The following is a 16,085-nucleotide window of genomic DNA, read 5'->3' on the forward strand; positions in this document are numbered from 1 at the left end:
CCGCAGGCATTGACGTTCCTGTTGCTTTGTGGTTTGTTGTGTTCGGTTATGTTTGATGGTTGGGTGTGGTGTGGATGAGGAGTCCAGCGGTGAAGAAGACCTCGACCCGGCTCGCCGACGGTCGTGAGCTGATCTACTACGACGCACGCGACGACAAGGTGCGCGACGCGGTGGACCGCCGCCCGCTGGAACCCACCGTCACCAGCTCCCAGGTGCGCCGCGACCCGCTGCTCGGCGACTCGGTCGCGATCGCCTCGCACCGCCAGGGGCGCACCTATCACCCCCCGGCGAACGAGTGCCCCCTGTGCCCCTCGCAGGGCGACCGGCTGAGCGAGATCCCGGACTCCTCGTACGACGTCGTCGTCTTCGAGAATCGTTTCCCCTCGCTCGCCGGCGACTCCGGGCGCTGCGAGGTCGTCTGCTTCACCTCCGACCACGACTCGTCCTTCGCCGACCTCACCGAGGAGCAGGCGGGGCTCGTCCTGGAGGCGTGGACGGACCGCACGGCGGAGCTGTCCCACCTCCCCTCCGTCGAACAGGTCTTCTGTTTCGAGAACCGCGGTGCCGAGATCGGTGTCACCCTCGGCCACCCGCACGGGCAGATCTACGGCTACCCGTTCACCACCCCGCGTACGGCCCTGATGCTGCGCTCGCTGGCCGCGCACAAGGAGGCCACCGGCGGCGAGAACCTCTTCGACGACGTCGTCGCACGCGAACTCGCCGAGGGCGACCGGATCGTCCTGGAGACCGAGCAGTGGGTCGCCTTCGTGCCGTACGCCGCGCACTGGCCCTACGAGGTCCACCTCTACCCCAAGCGGCGGGTGCCCGACCTGCTCGGGCTCGACGAGGAGGCGCGCACAGAGTTCCCCCAGGTCTATCTGGAACTCTTGAGACGCTTCGACCGGATCTTCGGTGAGGGCGAGCCTCCGACGCCGTACATCGCCGCCTGGCACCAGGCGCCGTTCGGCGCGCTGGAGGAGTTCGAGGGCGTGAGCAGGGACGACTTCGCGCTTCACCTCGAGCTTTTCACCATTCGCCGCACTTCCGGCAAGCTGAAGTTCCTCGCGGGTTCCGAGTCCGGCATGAACGTGTTCATCAACGACGTGCCGCCGGAAACCGCGGCCCAGCGACTGCGAGAGGTAGCGAGTTCATGAGTGGGAAGTACCTGGTCACGGGTGGCGCGGGCTATGTCGGCAGCGTGGTCGCGCAGCACCTGATCGAGGCCGGTCACGAGGTGACGGTCCTCGACAACCTGTCGACGGGCTTCCGCGAGGGCGTGCCCGCCGGGGCCGCCTTCATCGAGGGCGACATCCGCGACGCCGCCAAGTGGCTGGACTCCTCCTACGACGCCGTGCTCCACTTCGCCGCGTTCTCGCAGGTCGGCGAGTCCGTCGTGAAGCCCGAGAAGTACTGGGACAACAACGTCGGCGGCAGCATGGCGCTGCTCGCGGCGATGCGCGAGGCGGGCGTGCGCAAGCTGGTCTTCTCCTCCACGGCGGCCACGTACGGCGAGCCGGAGCAGAGCCCGATCGTCGAGTCCGCGCCGACGAAGCCCACCAACCCCTACGGCGCCTCCAAGCTCGCCGTCGACCACATGATCACCGGCGAGGCGGCGGCCCACGGACTGGGCGCGGTGTCGCTGCGCTACTTCAACGTGGCCGGCGCCTACGGGGCGCAGGGCGAGCGCCACGACCCCGAGTCGCACCTCATCCCGCTCGTCCTCCAGGTCGCGCAGGGACGGCGGGAAGCGATCTCCGTCTTCGGCGACGACTACCCGACGCCGGACGGCACCTGCGTCCGCGACTACATCCATGTGGCGGACCTGGCGGAGGCGCACCTGCTGGCCGTCGAGGCGGCCACCGCCGGTGAGCACCTCATCTGCAACCTCGGCAACGGCAACGGCTTCTCCGTCCGCGAGGTCATCGAGACCGTCCGCCAGGTCACGGGACACCCGATCCCCGAGGTCATGGCCCCGCGCCGGGCCGGAGACCCGGCCGTGCTCGTCGCCTCGGCGGCGACCGCGCGCGAGCGGCTCGGCTGGAACCCGTCCCGCGCGGATCTCGCGGGGATCGTCGCGGACGCGTGGGCGTTCGCTCAGAACAGGGAGCGGTAGGTAATTCGGTGGGCGTACGCGAGGGGTTCGAGGAGCTGTACGGGACCGCACCGGAAGGCGTCTGGGCGGCGCCCGGGCGGGTCAACCTGATCGGCGAGTACACGGACTTCAACGAGGGGTTCGTGATGCCGCTCGCCCTGCCGCACACGGCGGTGGCGGCCGTGTCGCGGCGCGCGGACGGGGTGCTGCGACTGCACTCCGCCGACATCGAGGGTCCGGTCGTCGAACTGCACGTCGACGAGCTGGCGCCGCTGACCAACACCAGCTGGGCCGCGTACCCGGCGGGCGTGGTGTGGGCGCTGCGCGAGGCGGGGCACGCGGTGACGGGCGCGGATGTGCACCTCGCCTCGACCGTGCCGACGGGGGCGGGCCTGTCCTCCTCCGCCGCCCTGGAGGTCGTGACGGCGCTCGCCCTCAACGACCTGTACGAACTCGGCCTCACCGGGCCCGAACTGGCCCGCCTCGCCCAGCGCGCCGAGAACGACTTCGTCGGTGTGCCCTGCGGGATCATGGACCAGACGGCGTCCGCGTGCTGCACCGAGGGGCACGCCCTGCACCTCGACTGCCGTGACCTGTCCATCCGCCAGGTCCCCTTCGATCTGGCCTCTCAGGGGCTGGAACTGCTGGTCGTCGACACCCGGGTGAAGCACGCGCTGGGCGACGGGGCGTACGCCGAGCGGCGTGAAGGATGCGAAGAGGGCGCGCGGCAGCTCGGGGTCTCGCATCTGCGGGATGTCGCGTACGAGGAGCTCGACGCCGCGCTCGCGCGCCTCTCGGACGAGCGTGTACGCCGATACGTTCGCCACGTCGTCTCGGACGATCACCGGGTCGATCAGGTCATCACGCTGCTGGACGCCGGGGACGTCCGGGCGATCGGGCCGGTCCTCACGGACGGGCACGCCTCGCTCCGGGACGACCTGCGGATCTCCTGCGAGGAGCTGGACCTGGTGGTTGCCACGGCGAACGCCGCGGGGGCGCTGGGGGCGCGGATGACGGGGGGCGGGTTCGGTGGCTCGGCGATCGTGCTGGTGGAGTCCGCCGATGTGGACACGGTGACGAAGGCGGTGACCGAGGCGTTCGGCTCCGCCGGTTACCGGGCTCCCCGGGTCTTCCCGGCGGTGCCTTCGGCCGGCGCCCGGCGCCTGAGCTGACGTCCCGCGAGGAACCCTTCGGTCAGCTCAACCGCTTCGTCAAGGTGTACTCCGTGACCCCCGGCGGATAGTCGGGGATCACGCACACCACCGTGTAGCCCTGTTTTTTGTAGAACTCGGGTGCTTGGAAGTCCCAGGTCTCCAGGCGGGAGTCGCGGCAGCCGCGCTCCTCGTGAGCGAGACGCTCGGCCTCGGCGAGGAGACGGGCGCCGAGGCCCGCGCCGCGGTGGGCGTCGTCCACCCACAGGTACGTCACATGCAGCCACGTCGTCCAGGTGTGACCGACGAGCCCGCCCGCGAGCACCCCGTCGGCGTCCAAGACCCAGACGTGGAGCGGAAGTTCCCGTTCGGCAGGGGTGCCACGCAGGGCACGGAGGACCGGAGACGCCTGCGTGTTGGTGTCGCGCAGCCGCCGGCGGAGCAGATCACGCCGGTCTTTGTCGTCTCCTGTCTCCATACGAAACATACGGCTCACCATAAACGCGCTGGCCAATCAGTTCTGCAAATTGCCTTCCGCTGCCCGCCCCCGGTCGTACCCTGTGAACAGCGCCGGTGGGGGCCGGTGCTGATCAGGGGGCGAGACAGTCGGGTACGACGCCCGAAGTGGGGGTAGCAGTTTCAGCACGGCGGCGGCCGTGCGGCTGCGGCACCCCGTCTTCCGAGTTCGAGCGGGCTCGGGATCACTTCGGGTGTCGTACCTGCGCCGGTCCGTCCCCGACCAGTGGGGGTTTCAGTGGTTCGCATCCGTGTTCTGGTCGTCGACGACCACCGCATCTTCGCCGAGTCGCTCGCCGCCGCCCTGGCCGCCGAGCCCGACGTCGACGTGTCCGCCGCAGGCAGCGGCCCGGCCGCGCTGCGCTGCCTGGAGCGGGCGTCCGCGGAGGGCCGCAGATTCGACGTGCTGCTCGTCGACGCCGATCTGGGCGGCAATCTGCCCGGCGCCCGTCCCGCCGTACCGGTCCAGGAGGGCAACGAGGACGGGCTCGTCGACGGCATCTCGCTGGTCGCGGGCGTCCGTTCGGGGCAGCCGAGCGTGCGCATCGTCGTGCTCGCGGAGAAGGACGATCCGCGCCGGGCCGCCCTCGCGCTGCAGGCCGGCGCCTCGGGGTGGGTCGCCAAAGACTGTTCCCTGTCGCGGCTCCTGACCGTCATACGGGGTGTGCTGCGCGACGAGACGCATCTGCCGCCCGCCCTGCTCACCGGCGTCCTGCGGGAGTTGACCGCCGCGCGCAAGCACCGCACCGAGAGCGAGCGGCTGGTCGAGTCGCTCACGCCGCGCGAGCGGGAGGTGCTGCGGTGCATGGTCGCGGGGCTGGGGAGGAAGGCCGTCGCGGAGAGGCTGTTCCTCTCCCCGCACACCGTGCGCACCCATATGCAGAACGTGCTGGGGAAGTTGGGCGTCCACTCGACGCTCGCCGCGGTCGCGCTCGCCCGCCGGGCCGGGGTCGGGCCCGTCGACCTAGCCGGGGATGTTGTCGAACGGGGCGGTCAGCTGGCGTAGCAGGGACGCGAGTTCACCGCGCTGCGCCTTGCTGAGTTCGGCCAGGATCGCGCGCTCCTGGTCGAGGAGTCCCGCGAGCGCCTGGTCGGCGCGGTCGCGTCCCTCGTCCGTGAGGCGCACGAGCACGCCCCGGCGGTCGCTCGGGTCCGGGAGGCGCTCCACCAGGCCCTTCTTCGTCAACCGGTCGATGCGGTTGGTCATCGTGCCGGAGGTGACGAGCGTCTGCGTGAGCAGCTGGCCGGGGGAGAGTTGATACGGGGAGCCCGCGCGCCGCAGCGCGGTCAGCACGTCGAACTCCCAGGGCTCCAGGCTGTGCTCGGAGAAGGCCAGCCGTCGGGCGCGGTCCAGGTGCCGGGCGAGCCTGCTCACCCGGCTGAGTACCTCGAGCGGTTCCACGTCGAGGTCAGGGCGCTCCCGGCGCCATGCTGCGACCAGCCGATCGACCTCGTCCTCCATGACGATCAGTGTAGTGGTTGTGTCGACATGAAGTCTCTTGATATCAAGTCTCTTGACATCAAGATAAGCGTGAGGGGAAAGTAGCAGACATGACCACTCCCACCTGGGACCCCGCCCAGTACCTGCGCCACGCCGGCCACCGCGCCCGCCCGTTCACCGACCTCCTCGCCCGGGTCCCCGACCTCCCCGGCACCCCTCCCCGCATCGCCGACCTCGGCTGCGGCCCGGGCAACGTGACCGTCCTCCTCGCCGACCGCTGGCCCACCGCGCGCATCACCGGCTACGACAACTCACCCGAGATGCTCGCCGAGGCAGAGCCGTACGCGGGCCCCACGGCCGGCGGCGGACGCCTCGACTTCGCCCACGCGGACGCGACGACCTGGGCGCCGACGGAGACGTACGACCTGATCGTGTCCAACGCGGCGCTGCAGTGGGTACCGGGGCACGTGGAGCGGTTCCGCGACTGGGTGGCCGCGCTCGCCCCCGGCGGCACCTTCGCCTTCCAGGTCCCCAACAACATCGACGCGCCCCTGCACGCCCTGATGCGCGAGCTCGCCGCCTCCGCCCGCTGGAAGGAGCGCCTCGCGGACGTCCTGCGGCACGAGGACTCCGTCCACGACCCACTGGTCTACCTGGACCGGCTGGCCCGCCTCGGCTGCGCGGTGGACGTCTGGGAGACGACGTACGAGCAGATCCTCACGGGTGAGGATCCGGTACTGGACTGGGTGAAGGGCACGGGGCTGCGCCCGGTGCTGACGGCCCTGGCCGACGACCCGGAGGCCCGGGACGACTTCGTGACCGAGTACCGCGACCTGCTCCGCGACGCCTATCCGACAGCCCCCTACGGCACGGTGCTGCCCTTCCGCCGCCTGTTCGCCGTGGCGCACAAGGGAGCGTGAGGGGATGCTCGCCGCCATCGACCACGTGCAGCTCGCGGCCCCGCCCGGCTCGGAGGACCTCCTGCGCGGGTACTACGTCGGGGTTCTCGGTATGACCGAGATCCGCAAGCCCCCCGTCCTCGCCGCGCGCGGCGGCTGCTGGTTCCAGGCGGGGGACGTGCGACTGCACCTGGGGATCGAGAAGGACTTCCGGCCCGCGAAGAAGGCCCACCCCGGTTTGCGCGTCACCGGCGCCGAGGCGTTCGCCGCCCGCCTCCAGTCCCACGATGCCGAGGTTGTCTGGGACGACGACCTGCCCGGCCACCGCCGCTTCTACTCCGAGGACCCGGTGGGCAACCGACTGGAGTTCCTGGAGCCACTCGGATCCGCGGAGCAGCCCGGATCCTAGGACTTGCGATGTCCTATCAACCGCGGCTTCGGCTCCAGGCCGTCCAGGCCGTGCCAGGCCAGGTTCACCAGATGGGCCGCCACCTCCGCCTTGCGGGGCTTGCGGACATCCAGCCACCACTGACCCGTCAGAGCGACCATGCCCACCAGCGCCTGGGCGTACAGGGGAGCCAGCTTCGGGTCGAAGCCGCGCAGCTTGAACTCACGCCCCAGGATGTCCTCCACCTGGGTGGCGATGTCCGAGATCAGCGACGCGAAGGAACCCGTCGACTGAGGAATGGGCGAGTCACGGACCAGGATCCGGAAGCCGTCCGTGTACTCCTCGATGTAGTCCAAAAGAGCGAACGCCGCCTGTTCGCACAGCTCACGAGGGTGACCGGCGGTGAGAGAGCCGGTCACCATGTCCAGCAGACGGCGCATCTCGCGGTCCACCACCACCGCGTACAGCCCCTCCTTGCCGCCGAAGTGCTCGTAGACCACCGGCTTGGAGACCCCGGCCTTCGCCGCGATCTCCTCCACCGACGTCCCCTCGAAGCCCTTCGCCGCGAACAGGGTGCGACCGATCTCCAGCAGCTGCTGACGGCGCTCCGCACCGGTCATGCGGGTGCGACGCGCACGCCGCGGCTTTTCACTGCTGCTCGGGGTGCTGCTGGAGTCGGTGGCCACACCGTCAATCATGCCGCGTCAGCGGCTTCCGTCTTGCGCTGGGAGGCCGAGCCGTCCGTGTTGCGCTTCGAATCGATACGCGAGCGTGACGGCCAGCGCACGTCGTACGCCCAGCCGAGCTGCTCGCACCAGCGAATGATCCGCGCCGAGGAGTCGACCTGGCCCCGCTGTACGCCGTGCCGCGCCGAGGTCGGATCGGCGTGGTGCAGGTTGTGCCAGGACTCACCGCAGGAGAGCACGGCCAGCCACCACACGTTGCCGGAGCGGTCCCGCGACTTGAAGGGCCGCTTGCCCACCGCGTGACAGATCGAGTTGATCGACCAGGTGACGTGGTGCAACAGCGCCACCCGGACGAGCGAGCCCCAGAAGAAACCCGTGAACGCGCCCCACCAGGACATCGTCGCCAGACCACCGATCAGCGGCGGCAACGCGAGCGAGAGCACGGTCCACGAGATGAACTGACGCGAGATCGCGCGGATCGCCGGGTCCTTGATCAGGTCCGGCGCGTACTTCTCCTGCGAGGTCCGCTCCTCATCGAACATCCAGCCGATGTGCGCCCACCACAGGCCCTTCATCAGAGCCGGCACCGTCTCCCCGTAACGCCACGGCGAATGGGGGTCACCCTCGGCGTCGGAGAACTTGTGATGCTTGCGATGGTCGGCGACCCAGCGGACCAGGGGCCCCTCGACCGCCATCGAACCAGCGATCGCCAGCCCGATCCGCAACGGGCGCTTCGCCTTGAAGGAACCGTGCGTGAAGTAGCGGTGGTAGCCGATCGTGACGCCGTGGCAACCCAGGTAGTAGAAGAAGACCAGCAGGCCGAGGTCCAGCCAGCTCACCCCCCGCCCCCAGGCCAGCGGCACCGCTGCCACGAGGGCTAGGAACGGAACAACGATGAAGAGAAGCAGCGTGATCTGTTCGAGTGACCCCTTCCGCTCGCCACCCAGCGTGGCGGCGGGGGCTGAGGTGTCGTCGTGCGGCCGCGGGGCGTCGTCGATCACGTCGGGACTCGTGGGCATGAGCATCCCCTGTGGGGTTCGAGGGCGGGGGAGGTGGCCGCGTACGGGATCCGATAGTCCTCCCGCCAACTGACGGGAGTCCCTACGCGTCCGTAACTTACGGTGTCGTAAGTATGGCAGCGCGCAGCCAGGCGGCAAGAGCCCAACAGCCTGCGCGTCCGCATGGACACCTATCCTTGGAGTCGGTCGGACAGCGCGGTCCGTTCTGATTTATTCCCGGATGCCACGTCGCTAAGCGGCACCCCGCCGCGCGGCCACCACCCGGGTTCCCTCCCTGACGAGCTTCAGACGAGCTTCCACACTCTTCAGCCGAGCTTCCACACTGCAAGGAGCCGCACCTGTGAGCAGTGCCGACGACCAGACCACGACGACCAGCAGCGAGCTGCGCGCCGACATCCGCCGTTTGGGCGACCTGCTCGGTGAGACCCTCGTCCGTCAGGAGGGCCCCGAGCTCCTGGAACTGGTCGAGAAGGTCCGCCGCCTGACCCGCGAGGACGGCGAGGCAGCCGCCGAGCTGCTGCGCGGCACCGAACTGGAGACCGCGGCCAAGCTGGTCCGCGCCTTCTCCACGTACTTCCATCTGGCGAATGTCACCGAGCAGGTGCACCGCGGCCGCGAACTGCGCGCCAAGCGGGCAGCCGAGGGCGGACTCCTCGCCCGAACGGCGGACCGGCTCAAGGACGCCGACCCCGAACACCTGAAGCAGACCGTCAAGAACCTGAACGTTCGCCCGGTCTTCACCGCCCACCCCACCGAAGCCGCCCGCCGTTCGGTTCTCAACAAACTGCGCCGCATCGCCGCGCTCCTGGAGACCCCCGTCATCGAGGCCGACCGCCGCCGCCACGACACCCGGCTGGCCGAGAACATCGACCTCGTATGGCAGACGGACGAACTGCGCGTGGTCCGCCCGGAGCCCGCGGACGAGGCCCGCAACGCCATCTACTACCTCGACGAACTGCACGCCGGAGCCGTCGGAGACGTCCTCGAGGACCTCACCGCCGAACTGGAGCGCGTCGGCGTACAGCTCCCGGACGACACCCGGCCGCTCACCTTCGGCACCTGGATCGGCGGCGACCGCGACGGCAACCCGAACGTCACCCCCGCCGTCACCTGGGACGTCCTGATCCTCCAGCACGAACACGGCATCAACGACGCCCTGGACGTCATCGACGAACTCCGCGGCTTCCTCTCCAACTCCATCCGCTACACCGGCGCCACCGAAGAGCTCCTCGAATCCCTCCGGACCGACCTGGAGCGGCTCCCCGAGATCAGCCCCCGCTACAAGCGCCTCAACGCCGAGGAGCCCTACCGGCTCAAGGCCACCTGCATCCGGCAGAAGCTGGAGAACACCAAGCAGCGCCTCGCCAAGGGCACCCCGCACGACGACGGCCGCGACTACCTCGGCACCGGCGAACTCCTGCGCGACCTCACCCTCATCCAGACCTCGCTGCGCGAGCACCGCGGCGCGCTGTTCGCCGACGGCCGGATGAACCGCACCATCCGCACCCTGGCCGCCTTCGGCCTCCAGCTCGCCACCATGGACGTACGCGAACACGCCGACGCCCACCACCACGCCCTCGGCCAGCTCTTCGACCGCCTCGGCGAGGAATCCTGGCGCTACGTCGACATGCCCCGCGACTACCGCGCCAAGCTCCTCGCCAAGGAACTCCGCTCCCGTCGCCCGCTCGCCCCGACCCCCGCACCCCTCGACGCCGCCGGCGAAAAGACCCTCGGCGTCTTCGGAACCGTCAAGAAGGCCCTGGAGATCTTCGGCCCCGAGGTCATCGAGTCGTACATCATCTCGATGTGCCAGGGCGCCGACGACGTGTTCGCCGCGGCCGTACTCGCCCGCGAGGCAGGCCTGCTCGACCTGCACGCCGGCTGGGCCAAGATCGGCATCGTCCCCCTGCTGGAGACGACGGACGAGCTGAAGGCCGCCGACACGATCCTCGAGGACATGCTCTCCGACCCCTCCTACCGCCGCCTCGTGGCGCTGCGCGGGGACGTCCAGGAGGTCATGCTCGGCTACTCCGACTCCTCGAAGTTCGGCGGCATCACGACCAGTCAGTGGGAGATCCACCGGGCGCAGCGGCGCCTGCGCGACGTCGCCCACCGCTACGGCGTACGCCTGCGCCTCTTCCACGGCCGCGGCGGCACCGTCGGCCGCGGCGGCGGCCCCTCCCACGACGCGATCCTCGCCCAGCCCTGGGGCACCCTCGAGGGCGAGATCAAGGTGACCGAGCAGGGCGAGGTCATCTCCGACAAGTACCTCGTGCCCTCCCTCGCCCGCGAGAACCTGGAACTCACGGTCGCCGCCACCCTCCAGGCCTCCGCCCTGCACACCGCCCCCCGCCAGTCCGACGAGGCACTGGCCCGCTGGGACGCGGCCATGGACGTCGTCTCCGACGCCGCCCACAACGCCTACCGACGACTCGTCGAGGACCCCGACCTCCCGGCGTACTTCTTCGCCGCCACCCCCGTCGACCAGCTCGCCGACCTGCACCTCGGCTCACGCCCCTCCCGCCGCCCCGACAGCGGCGCCGGCCTCGACGGCCTCAGGGCCATCCCCTGGGTCTTCGGCTGGACCCAGTCCCGGCAGATCGTGCCCGGCTGGTTCGGCGTCGGCTCCGGCCTCAAGGCCCTGCGCGAAGCGGGCCTGGACACCGTGCTCGACGAGATGCACGAGCAGTGGCACTTCTTCCAGAACTTCGTCTCCAACGTCGAGATGACCCTCGCGAAGACCGACCTGCGGATCGCCCGCCACTACGTCGACACCCTCGTCCCCGACGACCTCAAGCACGTGTTCGCCACCATCGAGGCCGAACACGAACTGACCGTCCGCGAAGTACTGCGCGTCACCGGCGGCACGAAGCTCCTGGACACCAACCCGGTCCTCCAGCAGACCTTCTCCATCCGCGACGCCTACCTGGACCCGATCTCCTACCTCCAGGTCGCGCTCCTCAAGCGCCAGCGCGACGAGGCCGCGGTCGGCGCCGAGCCGGACCCGCTGCTCTCGCGCGCCCTGCTCCTGACCGTCAACGGCGTGGCGGCCGGACTGCGCAACACCGGCTGACCCTCCAAGAGCGACAGACGGGTGCCCCCGCGTTCGTACGAACGCGGGGGCACCCGTCATTTCAAGAGCAGGTCACAGAACTCAGGAGCAGGTCACAGAACCAGGAACGTGGCCGTCAGCTGCGCGATCCCCGCCCCCGCCAGCACCCACGCCGCCCGCCGCGACCGCAGGCCACCCGCCACCACCACCGAGGCCAGCAGCAGAGCGCCACCCAGCGGCACCCAGGCATAGAGAAGGCCCGCCGGACCACTGCGGACGACATCACTGCTCCCGGGCTTCACGGTCACCGTGTACGTCCGGCCCCTGCGCACCGCCAACGCCTCGTCGATGGTGACCCGCGCCCGCGCCCGCGACCCCGTCGAGGTCGGCGCGTACGTCCCCGTACAGACATCGCCGGAGCACTTGGTCACGGTCATCGTCCCCTGCTCCCGGCCCTTGCTCAGCATCACGTGCTGAGCCGTGCCCCAGGAACCCCAGACGCCCGCGATCAGGATCAGCGCCGCGACCGTGCCCATCGCCGCGAGCCGCCCGAACCGCAGCGCCGGATGTGCGCTCCGACGGGAGCCTCGATGTGCGGCGACGGCAGGCATGGCGGCGATCCTTGGCCATGCCCGCACACCAGGTCAACCCCGGTCGGTTCCGGTGGGCGACAAGTCGGCAGTTGTACGCGTACATCGACCGCCCCCGAGAACCGATCAGGAGTTGTACGTGCCCTGCGCCCGCTCCAGCCCCTCGATGACGAGGCACTCCACGGCGTCCGAGGCCCGGTCCACGAAGTAGTCGAGCTCCTTGCGCTCCGCCGAGGAGAAGTCCTTCAGGACGAAATCGGCCACTTGCATCCGCCCCGGAGGACGCCCGATGCCGAAGCGCACCCGGTGGTAGTCGGAGCCCATCGCCTTCGTCATCGACTTCAGCCCGTTGTGGCCGTTGTCGCCACCACCGAACTTCAGACGCAGGACGCCGTAGTCGATGTCCAGCTCGTCATGGATCGCGACGATGTTCGCCGTCGGCACCTTGTAGAAGTCCCGCAACGCGGTCACCGGGCCGCCGGACAGGTTCATGTACGACATCGGCTTGGCCAGGATCACCCGACGGTTCGCCGGACCCGGCGGGCCGATACGCCCCTCGATCACCTGCGCCTGCGCCTTGCCGGCCCGCTTGAACCTGCCGCCGATCCGCTCCGCCAGCAGGTCGGCCACCATGAAGCCCACGTTGTGCCGGTTCATGGCGTACTCGGGGCCGGGGTTGCCGAGGCCCACGATCAGCCAGGGGGCGCCCGCATCGGTCGTCACGTCGGTGTCTCCCATGTGTCCTTGATACGCGGCAGCCGCCGCTCCCGGGAGGAGCGGCGGCTGACACAGATGAAGATTCCGGGGGGAATCAGGCCGATCAGGCCTCGGCGGCCGCTTCGCCCGCGGCCTCGCCCGCGGCCTCCTCGGCCTGGGCGGACAGGACCTGGAGAACGACCGCGTCCTCGTCGATCGCCAGCGTGGTGCCCGCGGGGAGCGGGATGTCCTTGGCGAGGATGGAGGCACCGGCCTCCAGGCCCGCGATGGAGACGGTGACCGACTCCGGGATGTGCGTGGCCTCGGCCTCGACCGTGAGGGTGTTCAGCACGTGCTCGAGCAGGAAGCTGCCCGGGGCGAGCTCGCCCTCGGTCTGGACGAAGACCTCGACGGTGACCTTCTCGCCGCGGTTCACGAGGAGCAGGTCGACGTGCTCGAGGAAGCCCTTGATGGCGTCACGCTGGACGGCCTTCGGGATCGCCAGCTGGGTCTTGCCCTCGATGTCCAGGGAAAGCAGGACGTTCGGGGTACGCAGGGCGAGCAGCAGCTCGTGGCCCGGCAGCGTGATGTGGACGGGCTCGGCACCGTGGCCGTAGACCACGGCGGGAACCTTGCTGTCACGGCGGATGCGGCGGGCGGCGCCCTTGCCGAACTCGGTACGGGTCTCGGCGGCGAGCTTGACCTCGGACATGTGCACTCCTCGTAGAAATCTGGGGAAGGTGGTCACCCGGCCAAAACATCGGCCTGCTACGAAGAGCGCGTCGATAACGGACCGCCGCACACGCCTTCTCAAGCGGTACGGCCTCCCTCGCCGAGCAACTGTGACAGCTTACTGGGCGGGAAGGCCGTACCAGAAATCGATCTAGGCGAGGACCGTTCACCGGCCCCGCGCCGGTCCTCCTACTGCTCCTCGAACAGGCTCGTCACCGAGCCGTCCTCGAAGACCTCACGGACCGCGTTGGCGATCGTCGGCGCGATCGACAGGACCGTGATCTTGTCGAGCTCCAGCTCACCAGGCGTCGGCAGGGTGTCCGTGAAGATGAACTCACTGACCTTGGAGTTCTTCAGACGGTCGGCCGCCGGACCGGAGAGCACACCGTGCGTCGCGGTGACGATGACGTCCTCCGCACCGTGCGCGAAGAGGGCGTCGGCGGCGGCACAGATCGTGCCACCCGTGTCGATCATGTCGTCGACGAGAACACAGACGCGACCCTTCACATCACCGACCACCTCGTGGACGGTGACCTGGTTGGCGACGTCCTTGTCGCGGCGCTTGTGCACGATCGCCAGCGGGGCGTCCAGGCGGTCGCACCAGCGGTCGGCGACACGCACCCGGCCGGCGTCCGGGGAGACGACCGTCAGCTTGGACTTGTCGACCTTCGCCCCCACGTAGTCCGCCAGGATCGGCAGCGCGAACAGGTGGTCCACCGGGCCGTCGAAGAAGCCCTGGATCTGGTCGGTGTGCAGGTCGACCGTGAGGATCCGGTCCGCGCCCGCCGTCTTCATCAGGTCGGCGACCAGGCGCGCCGAGATCGGTTCACGTCCACGGTGCTTCTTGTCCTGCCGCGCGTAACCGTAGAAGGGCACGATCACGGTGATGCTCCGGGCGGAGGCCCGCTTCAGAGCGTCGATCATGATCAACTGCTCCATGATCCACTTGTTGATGGGAGCCGTGTGGCTCTGCATCAGGAAGCAGTCGGCGCCGCGCGCGGACTCCTGGTAGCGGACGTAGATCTCACCGTTGGCGAAGTCGAAGGCCTTCGTCGGGACAACCCCGACACCCAGCTTGTGGGCGACCTCCTCGGCAAGCTCGGGGTGGGCGCGGCCGGAGAAGAACATCATCTTCTTCTCGCCGGTCGTCTTGAACCCGGTCACAGCACTGTCTCCTCAGAGGTGTCTCAGCTGGGGCATGAGAAAACTTCTCAACTGGAGTGCGAGAAGCGTTCTCAGCTGGGGGTGCGGGTGCGCATTTATGCGAGTGCGCACTTATCACGGTACGCCGTGTCAGACGCACCTGATTCCGGTCAGGCTTCGCCATCCGGCTCCCGGGAGGCCACCTCGGCCGCCTTCGCGGCCGCGCTCCCGGGACGCTTGCGGGCCACCCAACCCTCGATATTCCGCTGCTGGCCCCGGGCCACGGCCAGCGAACCGGGTGGTACGTCCTTGGTGATGACCGAGCCCGCCGCGGTGTACGCGCCGTCCCCGACCGTGACAGGAGCCACAAACATGTTGTCCGAACCGGTACGGCAGTGGGAGCCCACGGTGGTGTGGTGCTTCTCCTGCCCGTCGTAGTTCACGAAGACGCTCGCCGCCCCGATGTTCGAGTACTCACCGATCGTCGCGTCCCCCACATAGGACAGGTGCGGGACCTTGGTGCCCTCGCCGATCGTGGCGTTCTTCGTCTCCACATACGTGCCGACCTTGGCCTTCAGCCCCAGGCGCGTGCCCGGACGCAGGTACGCGAACGGGCCCACGGTCGCCTGCGGCCCGACCTCGGCGCCGTCGGCGACGGTGTTGTCGACACGGGCGCCGGAACCGACCCTCGTGTCCTTCAGACGGCAGTTGGGCCCGACCTCCGCGCCCTCGGCGATGTGCGTGGCGCCCTGGAGCTGCGTCCCCGGGTGGACGATCGCGTCCTGCCCGAAGGTGACGGTCACATCGATCCAGGTCGAGGCGGGGTCGACGACGGTCACCCCGGCGAGCATCGCCTCGGTGAGCAGCCGGTCGTTGAGGATGCGGCGGGCCTCGGCGAGCTGGACGCGGTTGTTGATGCCGGCGATCTCCCGGTGGTCGGCGGCGACGGCCGCCCCGACCCGGTGCCCGGCCTCGCGCAGAATCCCCAGGACGTCGGTCAGGTACTCCTCACCCTGACTGTTGTCCGTCCGCACCTTCCCGAGCGCGTCCGCGAGGAGCTGCCCGTCGAAGGCGAAGACCCCGGAGTTGATCTCACGGATCGCGCGCTGCGACTCGCTCGCGTCCTTGTGCTCGACGATCGCGGTCACCGCGCCGCTGGCGGCGTCCCGCACGATGCGGCCGTAGCCGGTGGCGTCGGGGACCTCGGCGGTGAGCACGGTGACGGCGTTGCCGTCGGCGGTGTGGGTGGCGGCGAGCTGCCGCAGCGTCTCGCCGCTGAGCAGCGGGGTGTCGCCGCAGACCACGACGACGGTGCCGTCGACGCCGCCGCCCAGCTCCTCCAGGCCCATGCGTACGGCGTGACCGGTGCCGTTCTGCTCCGCCTGTACGGCCGTCCGTACGCCGGGGTCGATCTCGGCGAGGTGTGCGGTGACCTTTTCGCGGGCGTGACCCACCACGACGACCAGGTTCTCGGGTTCCAACGCGCGCGCGGCCGCGAGCACATGGCCCACCAGGGAGCGGCCGCACAGTTCGTGCAGGACCTTGGGTGTGGCCGACTTCATACGGGTGCCCTCACCCGCTGCGAGAACGACGACGGCTGCCGGGCGATTGGCGCTCACGGGGATGCCCTTCGGCTTCATGGGGTGGGGTGGACATCCGCAGGATACCGGGGTGTTTCAG

Annotated in this window: 16 protein-coding genes; 7 read left to right on the top strand and 9 right to left on the bottom strand. The window is 69.6% G+C overall.

All coding sequences use genetic code 11. The annotated features are described in order from the left end of the window. Positions 1-89: 89 nt before the first annotated feature. From galT to galK, 3 genes are read left to right on the top strand one after another with little or no spacing between them, the layout of a single operon-like run. Positions 90-1,154 carry a galactose-1-phosphate uridylyltransferase gene (gene galT / locus OG568_RS29915; RefSeq protein ID WP_266582941.1) on the top strand — a complete coding sequence of 355 codons (1,065 nt, stop codon included), beginning with the start codon at positions 90-92 and terminating at the stop codon, positions 1,152-1,154. Then, the gene (gene galE / locus OG568_RS29920) at positions 1,151-2,113 is read left to right on the top strand and encodes a UDP-glucose 4-epimerase GalE (RefSeq protein ID WP_266433868.1); all 963 of its coding nucleotides are present in this window, start codon (positions 1,151-1,153) and stop codon (positions 2,111-2,113) included. Before galT ends, galE begins: the two co-directional genes overlap by 4 nt. An 8-nt stretch (positions 2,114-2,121) precedes the next feature. Further along, positions 2,122-3,264 carry a galactokinase gene (galK, locus tag OG568_RS29925; RefSeq protein WP_266433870.1) on the top strand — a complete coding sequence of 381 codons (1,143 nt, stop codon included), beginning with the start codon at positions 2,122-2,124 and terminating at the stop codon, positions 3,262-3,264. Positions 3,265-3,286: 22 nt separating this feature from the next. Here galK and OG568_RS29930 read toward each other — a convergent pair whose 3' ends face one another. Then, positions 3,287-3,742, bottom strand: a complete 456-nt coding sequence (locus tag OG568_RS29930) for a GNAT family N-acetyltransferase (protein ID WP_329533788.1) — start codon at positions 3,740-3,742, stop codon at positions 3,287-3,289. 255 nt (positions 3,743-3,997) lie between these two features. Between OG568_RS29930 and OG568_RS29935 the strand changes: the two genes are divergently transcribed. Beyond that, positions 3,998-4,765, top strand: coding sequence for a LuxR C-terminal-related transcriptional regulator (locus OG568_RS29935; protein WP_054233027.1), 768 nt, complete (start codon positions 3,998-4,000; stop codon positions 4,763-4,765). Here OG568_RS29935 and tamR read toward each other — a convergent pair. Further along, positions 4,724-5,221, bottom strand: a complete 498-nt coding sequence (gene tamR, locus OG568_RS29940) for a MarR family transcriptional regulator TamR (RefSeq protein ID WP_054233026.1) — start codon at positions 5,219-5,221, stop codon at positions 4,724-4,726. The genes OG568_RS29935 and tamR overlap by 42 nt on opposite strands. Positions 5,222-5,310: 89 nt before the next feature. Between tamR and OG568_RS29945 the strand changes: the two genes are divergently transcribed. Next, positions 5,311-6,120, top strand: a complete 810-nt coding sequence (locus tag OG568_RS29945) for a trans-aconitate 2-methyltransferase (RefSeq protein ID WP_329533789.1) — start codon at positions 5,311-5,313, stop codon at positions 6,118-6,120. Between the two features lie 4 nt (positions 6,121-6,124). Next, positions 6,125-6,508, top strand: coding sequence for a glyoxalase (locus OG568_RS29950; protein ID WP_329533790.1), 384 nt, complete (start codon positions 6,125-6,127; stop codon positions 6,506-6,508). On the opposite strand, the gene OG568_RS29955 is transcribed toward OG568_RS29950, so the two are convergent. Together OG568_RS29955 and OG568_RS29960 are read right to left on the bottom strand one after the other, a co-directional pair. Further along, positions 6,505-7,185 carry a TetR/AcrR family transcriptional regulator gene (locus OG568_RS29955; RefSeq protein ID WP_054233024.1) on the bottom strand — a complete coding sequence of 227 codons (681 nt, stop codon included), beginning with the start codon at positions 7,183-7,185 and terminating at the stop codon, positions 6,505-6,507. The genes OG568_RS29950 and OG568_RS29955 overlap by 4 nt on opposite strands. After that, positions 7,182-8,192 carry an acyl-CoA desaturase gene (locus OG568_RS29960; RefSeq protein ID WP_329533791.1) on the bottom strand — a complete coding sequence of 337 codons (1,011 nt, stop codon included), beginning with the start codon at positions 8,190-8,192 and terminating at the stop codon, positions 7,182-7,184. The genes OG568_RS29955 and OG568_RS29960 overlap by 4 nt, the downstream gene beginning before the upstream one ends. 340 nt (positions 8,193-8,532) lie before the next feature. Between OG568_RS29960 and ppc the strand changes: the two genes are divergently transcribed. After that, on the top strand, positions 8,533-11,265 hold the full coding sequence (ppc, locus tag OG568_RS29965; protein WP_329533792.1) for a phosphoenolpyruvate carboxylase: 2,733 nt from the start codon (positions 8,533-8,535) through the stop codon (positions 11,263-11,265). A 92-nt stretch (positions 11,266-11,357) separates the two neighbouring features. Here the strand turns inward: ppc and OG568_RS29970 are convergent, their stop codons facing one another. The 5 genes from OG568_RS29970 to glmU all read right to left on the bottom strand — a co-directional run bounded on the left by OG568_RS29970 (position 11,358) and on the right by glmU (position 16,024). After that, positions 11,358-11,855 carry a hypothetical protein gene (locus OG568_RS29970; protein WP_266582927.1) on the bottom strand — a complete coding sequence of 166 codons (498 nt, stop codon included), beginning with the start codon at positions 11,853-11,855 and terminating at the stop codon, positions 11,358-11,360. A 105-nt stretch (positions 11,856-11,960) separates the two neighbouring features. Then, complete coding sequence (gene pth / locus OG568_RS29975; protein WP_054233021.1) at positions 11,961-12,572, bottom strand: aminoacyl-tRNA hydrolase; 612 nt, start codon at positions 12,570-12,572, stop codon at positions 11,961-11,963. An 82-nt stretch (positions 12,573-12,654) separates the two neighbouring features. After that, positions 12,655-13,242, bottom strand: coding sequence for a 50S ribosomal protein L25/general stress protein Ctc (locus OG568_RS29980; RefSeq protein ID WP_329533793.1), 588 nt, complete (start codon positions 13,240-13,242; stop codon positions 12,655-12,657). Between the two features lie 209 nt (positions 13,243-13,451). Next, on the bottom strand, positions 13,452-14,426 hold the full coding sequence (locus OG568_RS29985) for a ribose-phosphate diphosphokinase (RefSeq protein ID WP_266433890.1): 975 nt from the start codon (positions 14,424-14,426) through the stop codon (positions 13,452-13,454). Between the two features lie 149 nt (positions 14,427-14,575). Beyond that, a complete protein-coding gene (glmU, locus tag OG568_RS29990; protein ID WP_329533794.1) occupies positions 14,576-16,024 on the bottom strand; it encodes a bifunctional UDP-N-acetylglucosamine diphosphorylase/glucosamine-1-phosphate N-acetyltransferase GlmU in 1,449 nt (482 codons plus the stop codon). Positions 16,025-16,085: the final 61 nt, after the last annotated feature.

This window comes from Streptomyces sp. NBC_01450, from assembly GCF_036227505.1.
In the GTDB taxonomy this organism is placed as follows: Bacteria; Actinomycetota; Actinomycetes; order Streptomycetales; family Streptomycetaceae; genus Streptomyces.

Excerpts from the sequence above, each read along its gene's own strand:
- galE (WP_266433868.1), top strand. The coding sequence starts at position 1,151 with ATGAGTGGGAAGTACCTGGTCACGGGTGGCGCGGGCTATGTCGGCAGC.
- OG568_RS29930 (WP_329533788.1), bottom strand. The coding sequence starts at position 3,742 with ATGGTGAGCCGTATGTTTCGTATGGAGACAGGAGACGACAAAGACCGG.
- tamR (WP_054233026.1), bottom strand. The coding sequence starts at position 5,221 with ATGGAGGACGAGGTCGATCGGCTGGTCGCAGCATGGCGCCGGGAGCGC.
- OG568_RS29945 (WP_329533789.1), top strand. The coding sequence starts at position 5,311 with ATGACCACTCCCACCTGGGACCCCGCCCAGTACCTGCGCCACGCCGGC.
- OG568_RS29950 (WP_329533790.1), top strand. The coding sequence starts at position 6,125 with ATGCTCGCCGCCATCGACCACGTGCAGCTCGCGGCCCCGCCCGGCTCG.
- OG568_RS29955 (WP_054233024.1), bottom strand. The coding sequence starts at position 7,185 with ATGATTGACGGTGTGGCCACCGACTCCAGCAGCACCCCGAGCAGCAGT.
- OG568_RS29960 (WP_329533791.1), bottom strand. The coding sequence starts at position 8,192 with ATGCCCACGAGTCCCGACGTGATCGACGACGCCCCGCGGCCGCACGAC.
- OG568_RS29970 (WP_266582927.1), bottom strand. The coding sequence starts at position 11,855 with ATGCCTGCCGTCGCCGCACATCGAGGCTCCCGTCGGAGCGCACATCCG.
- pth (WP_054233021.1), bottom strand. The coding sequence starts at position 12,572 with ATGGGAGACACCGACGTGACGACCGATGCGGGCGCCCCCTGGCTGATC.
- OG568_RS29980 (WP_329533793.1), bottom strand. The coding sequence starts at position 13,242 with ATGTCCGAGGTCAAGCTCGCCGCCGAGACCCGTACCGAGTTCGGCAAG.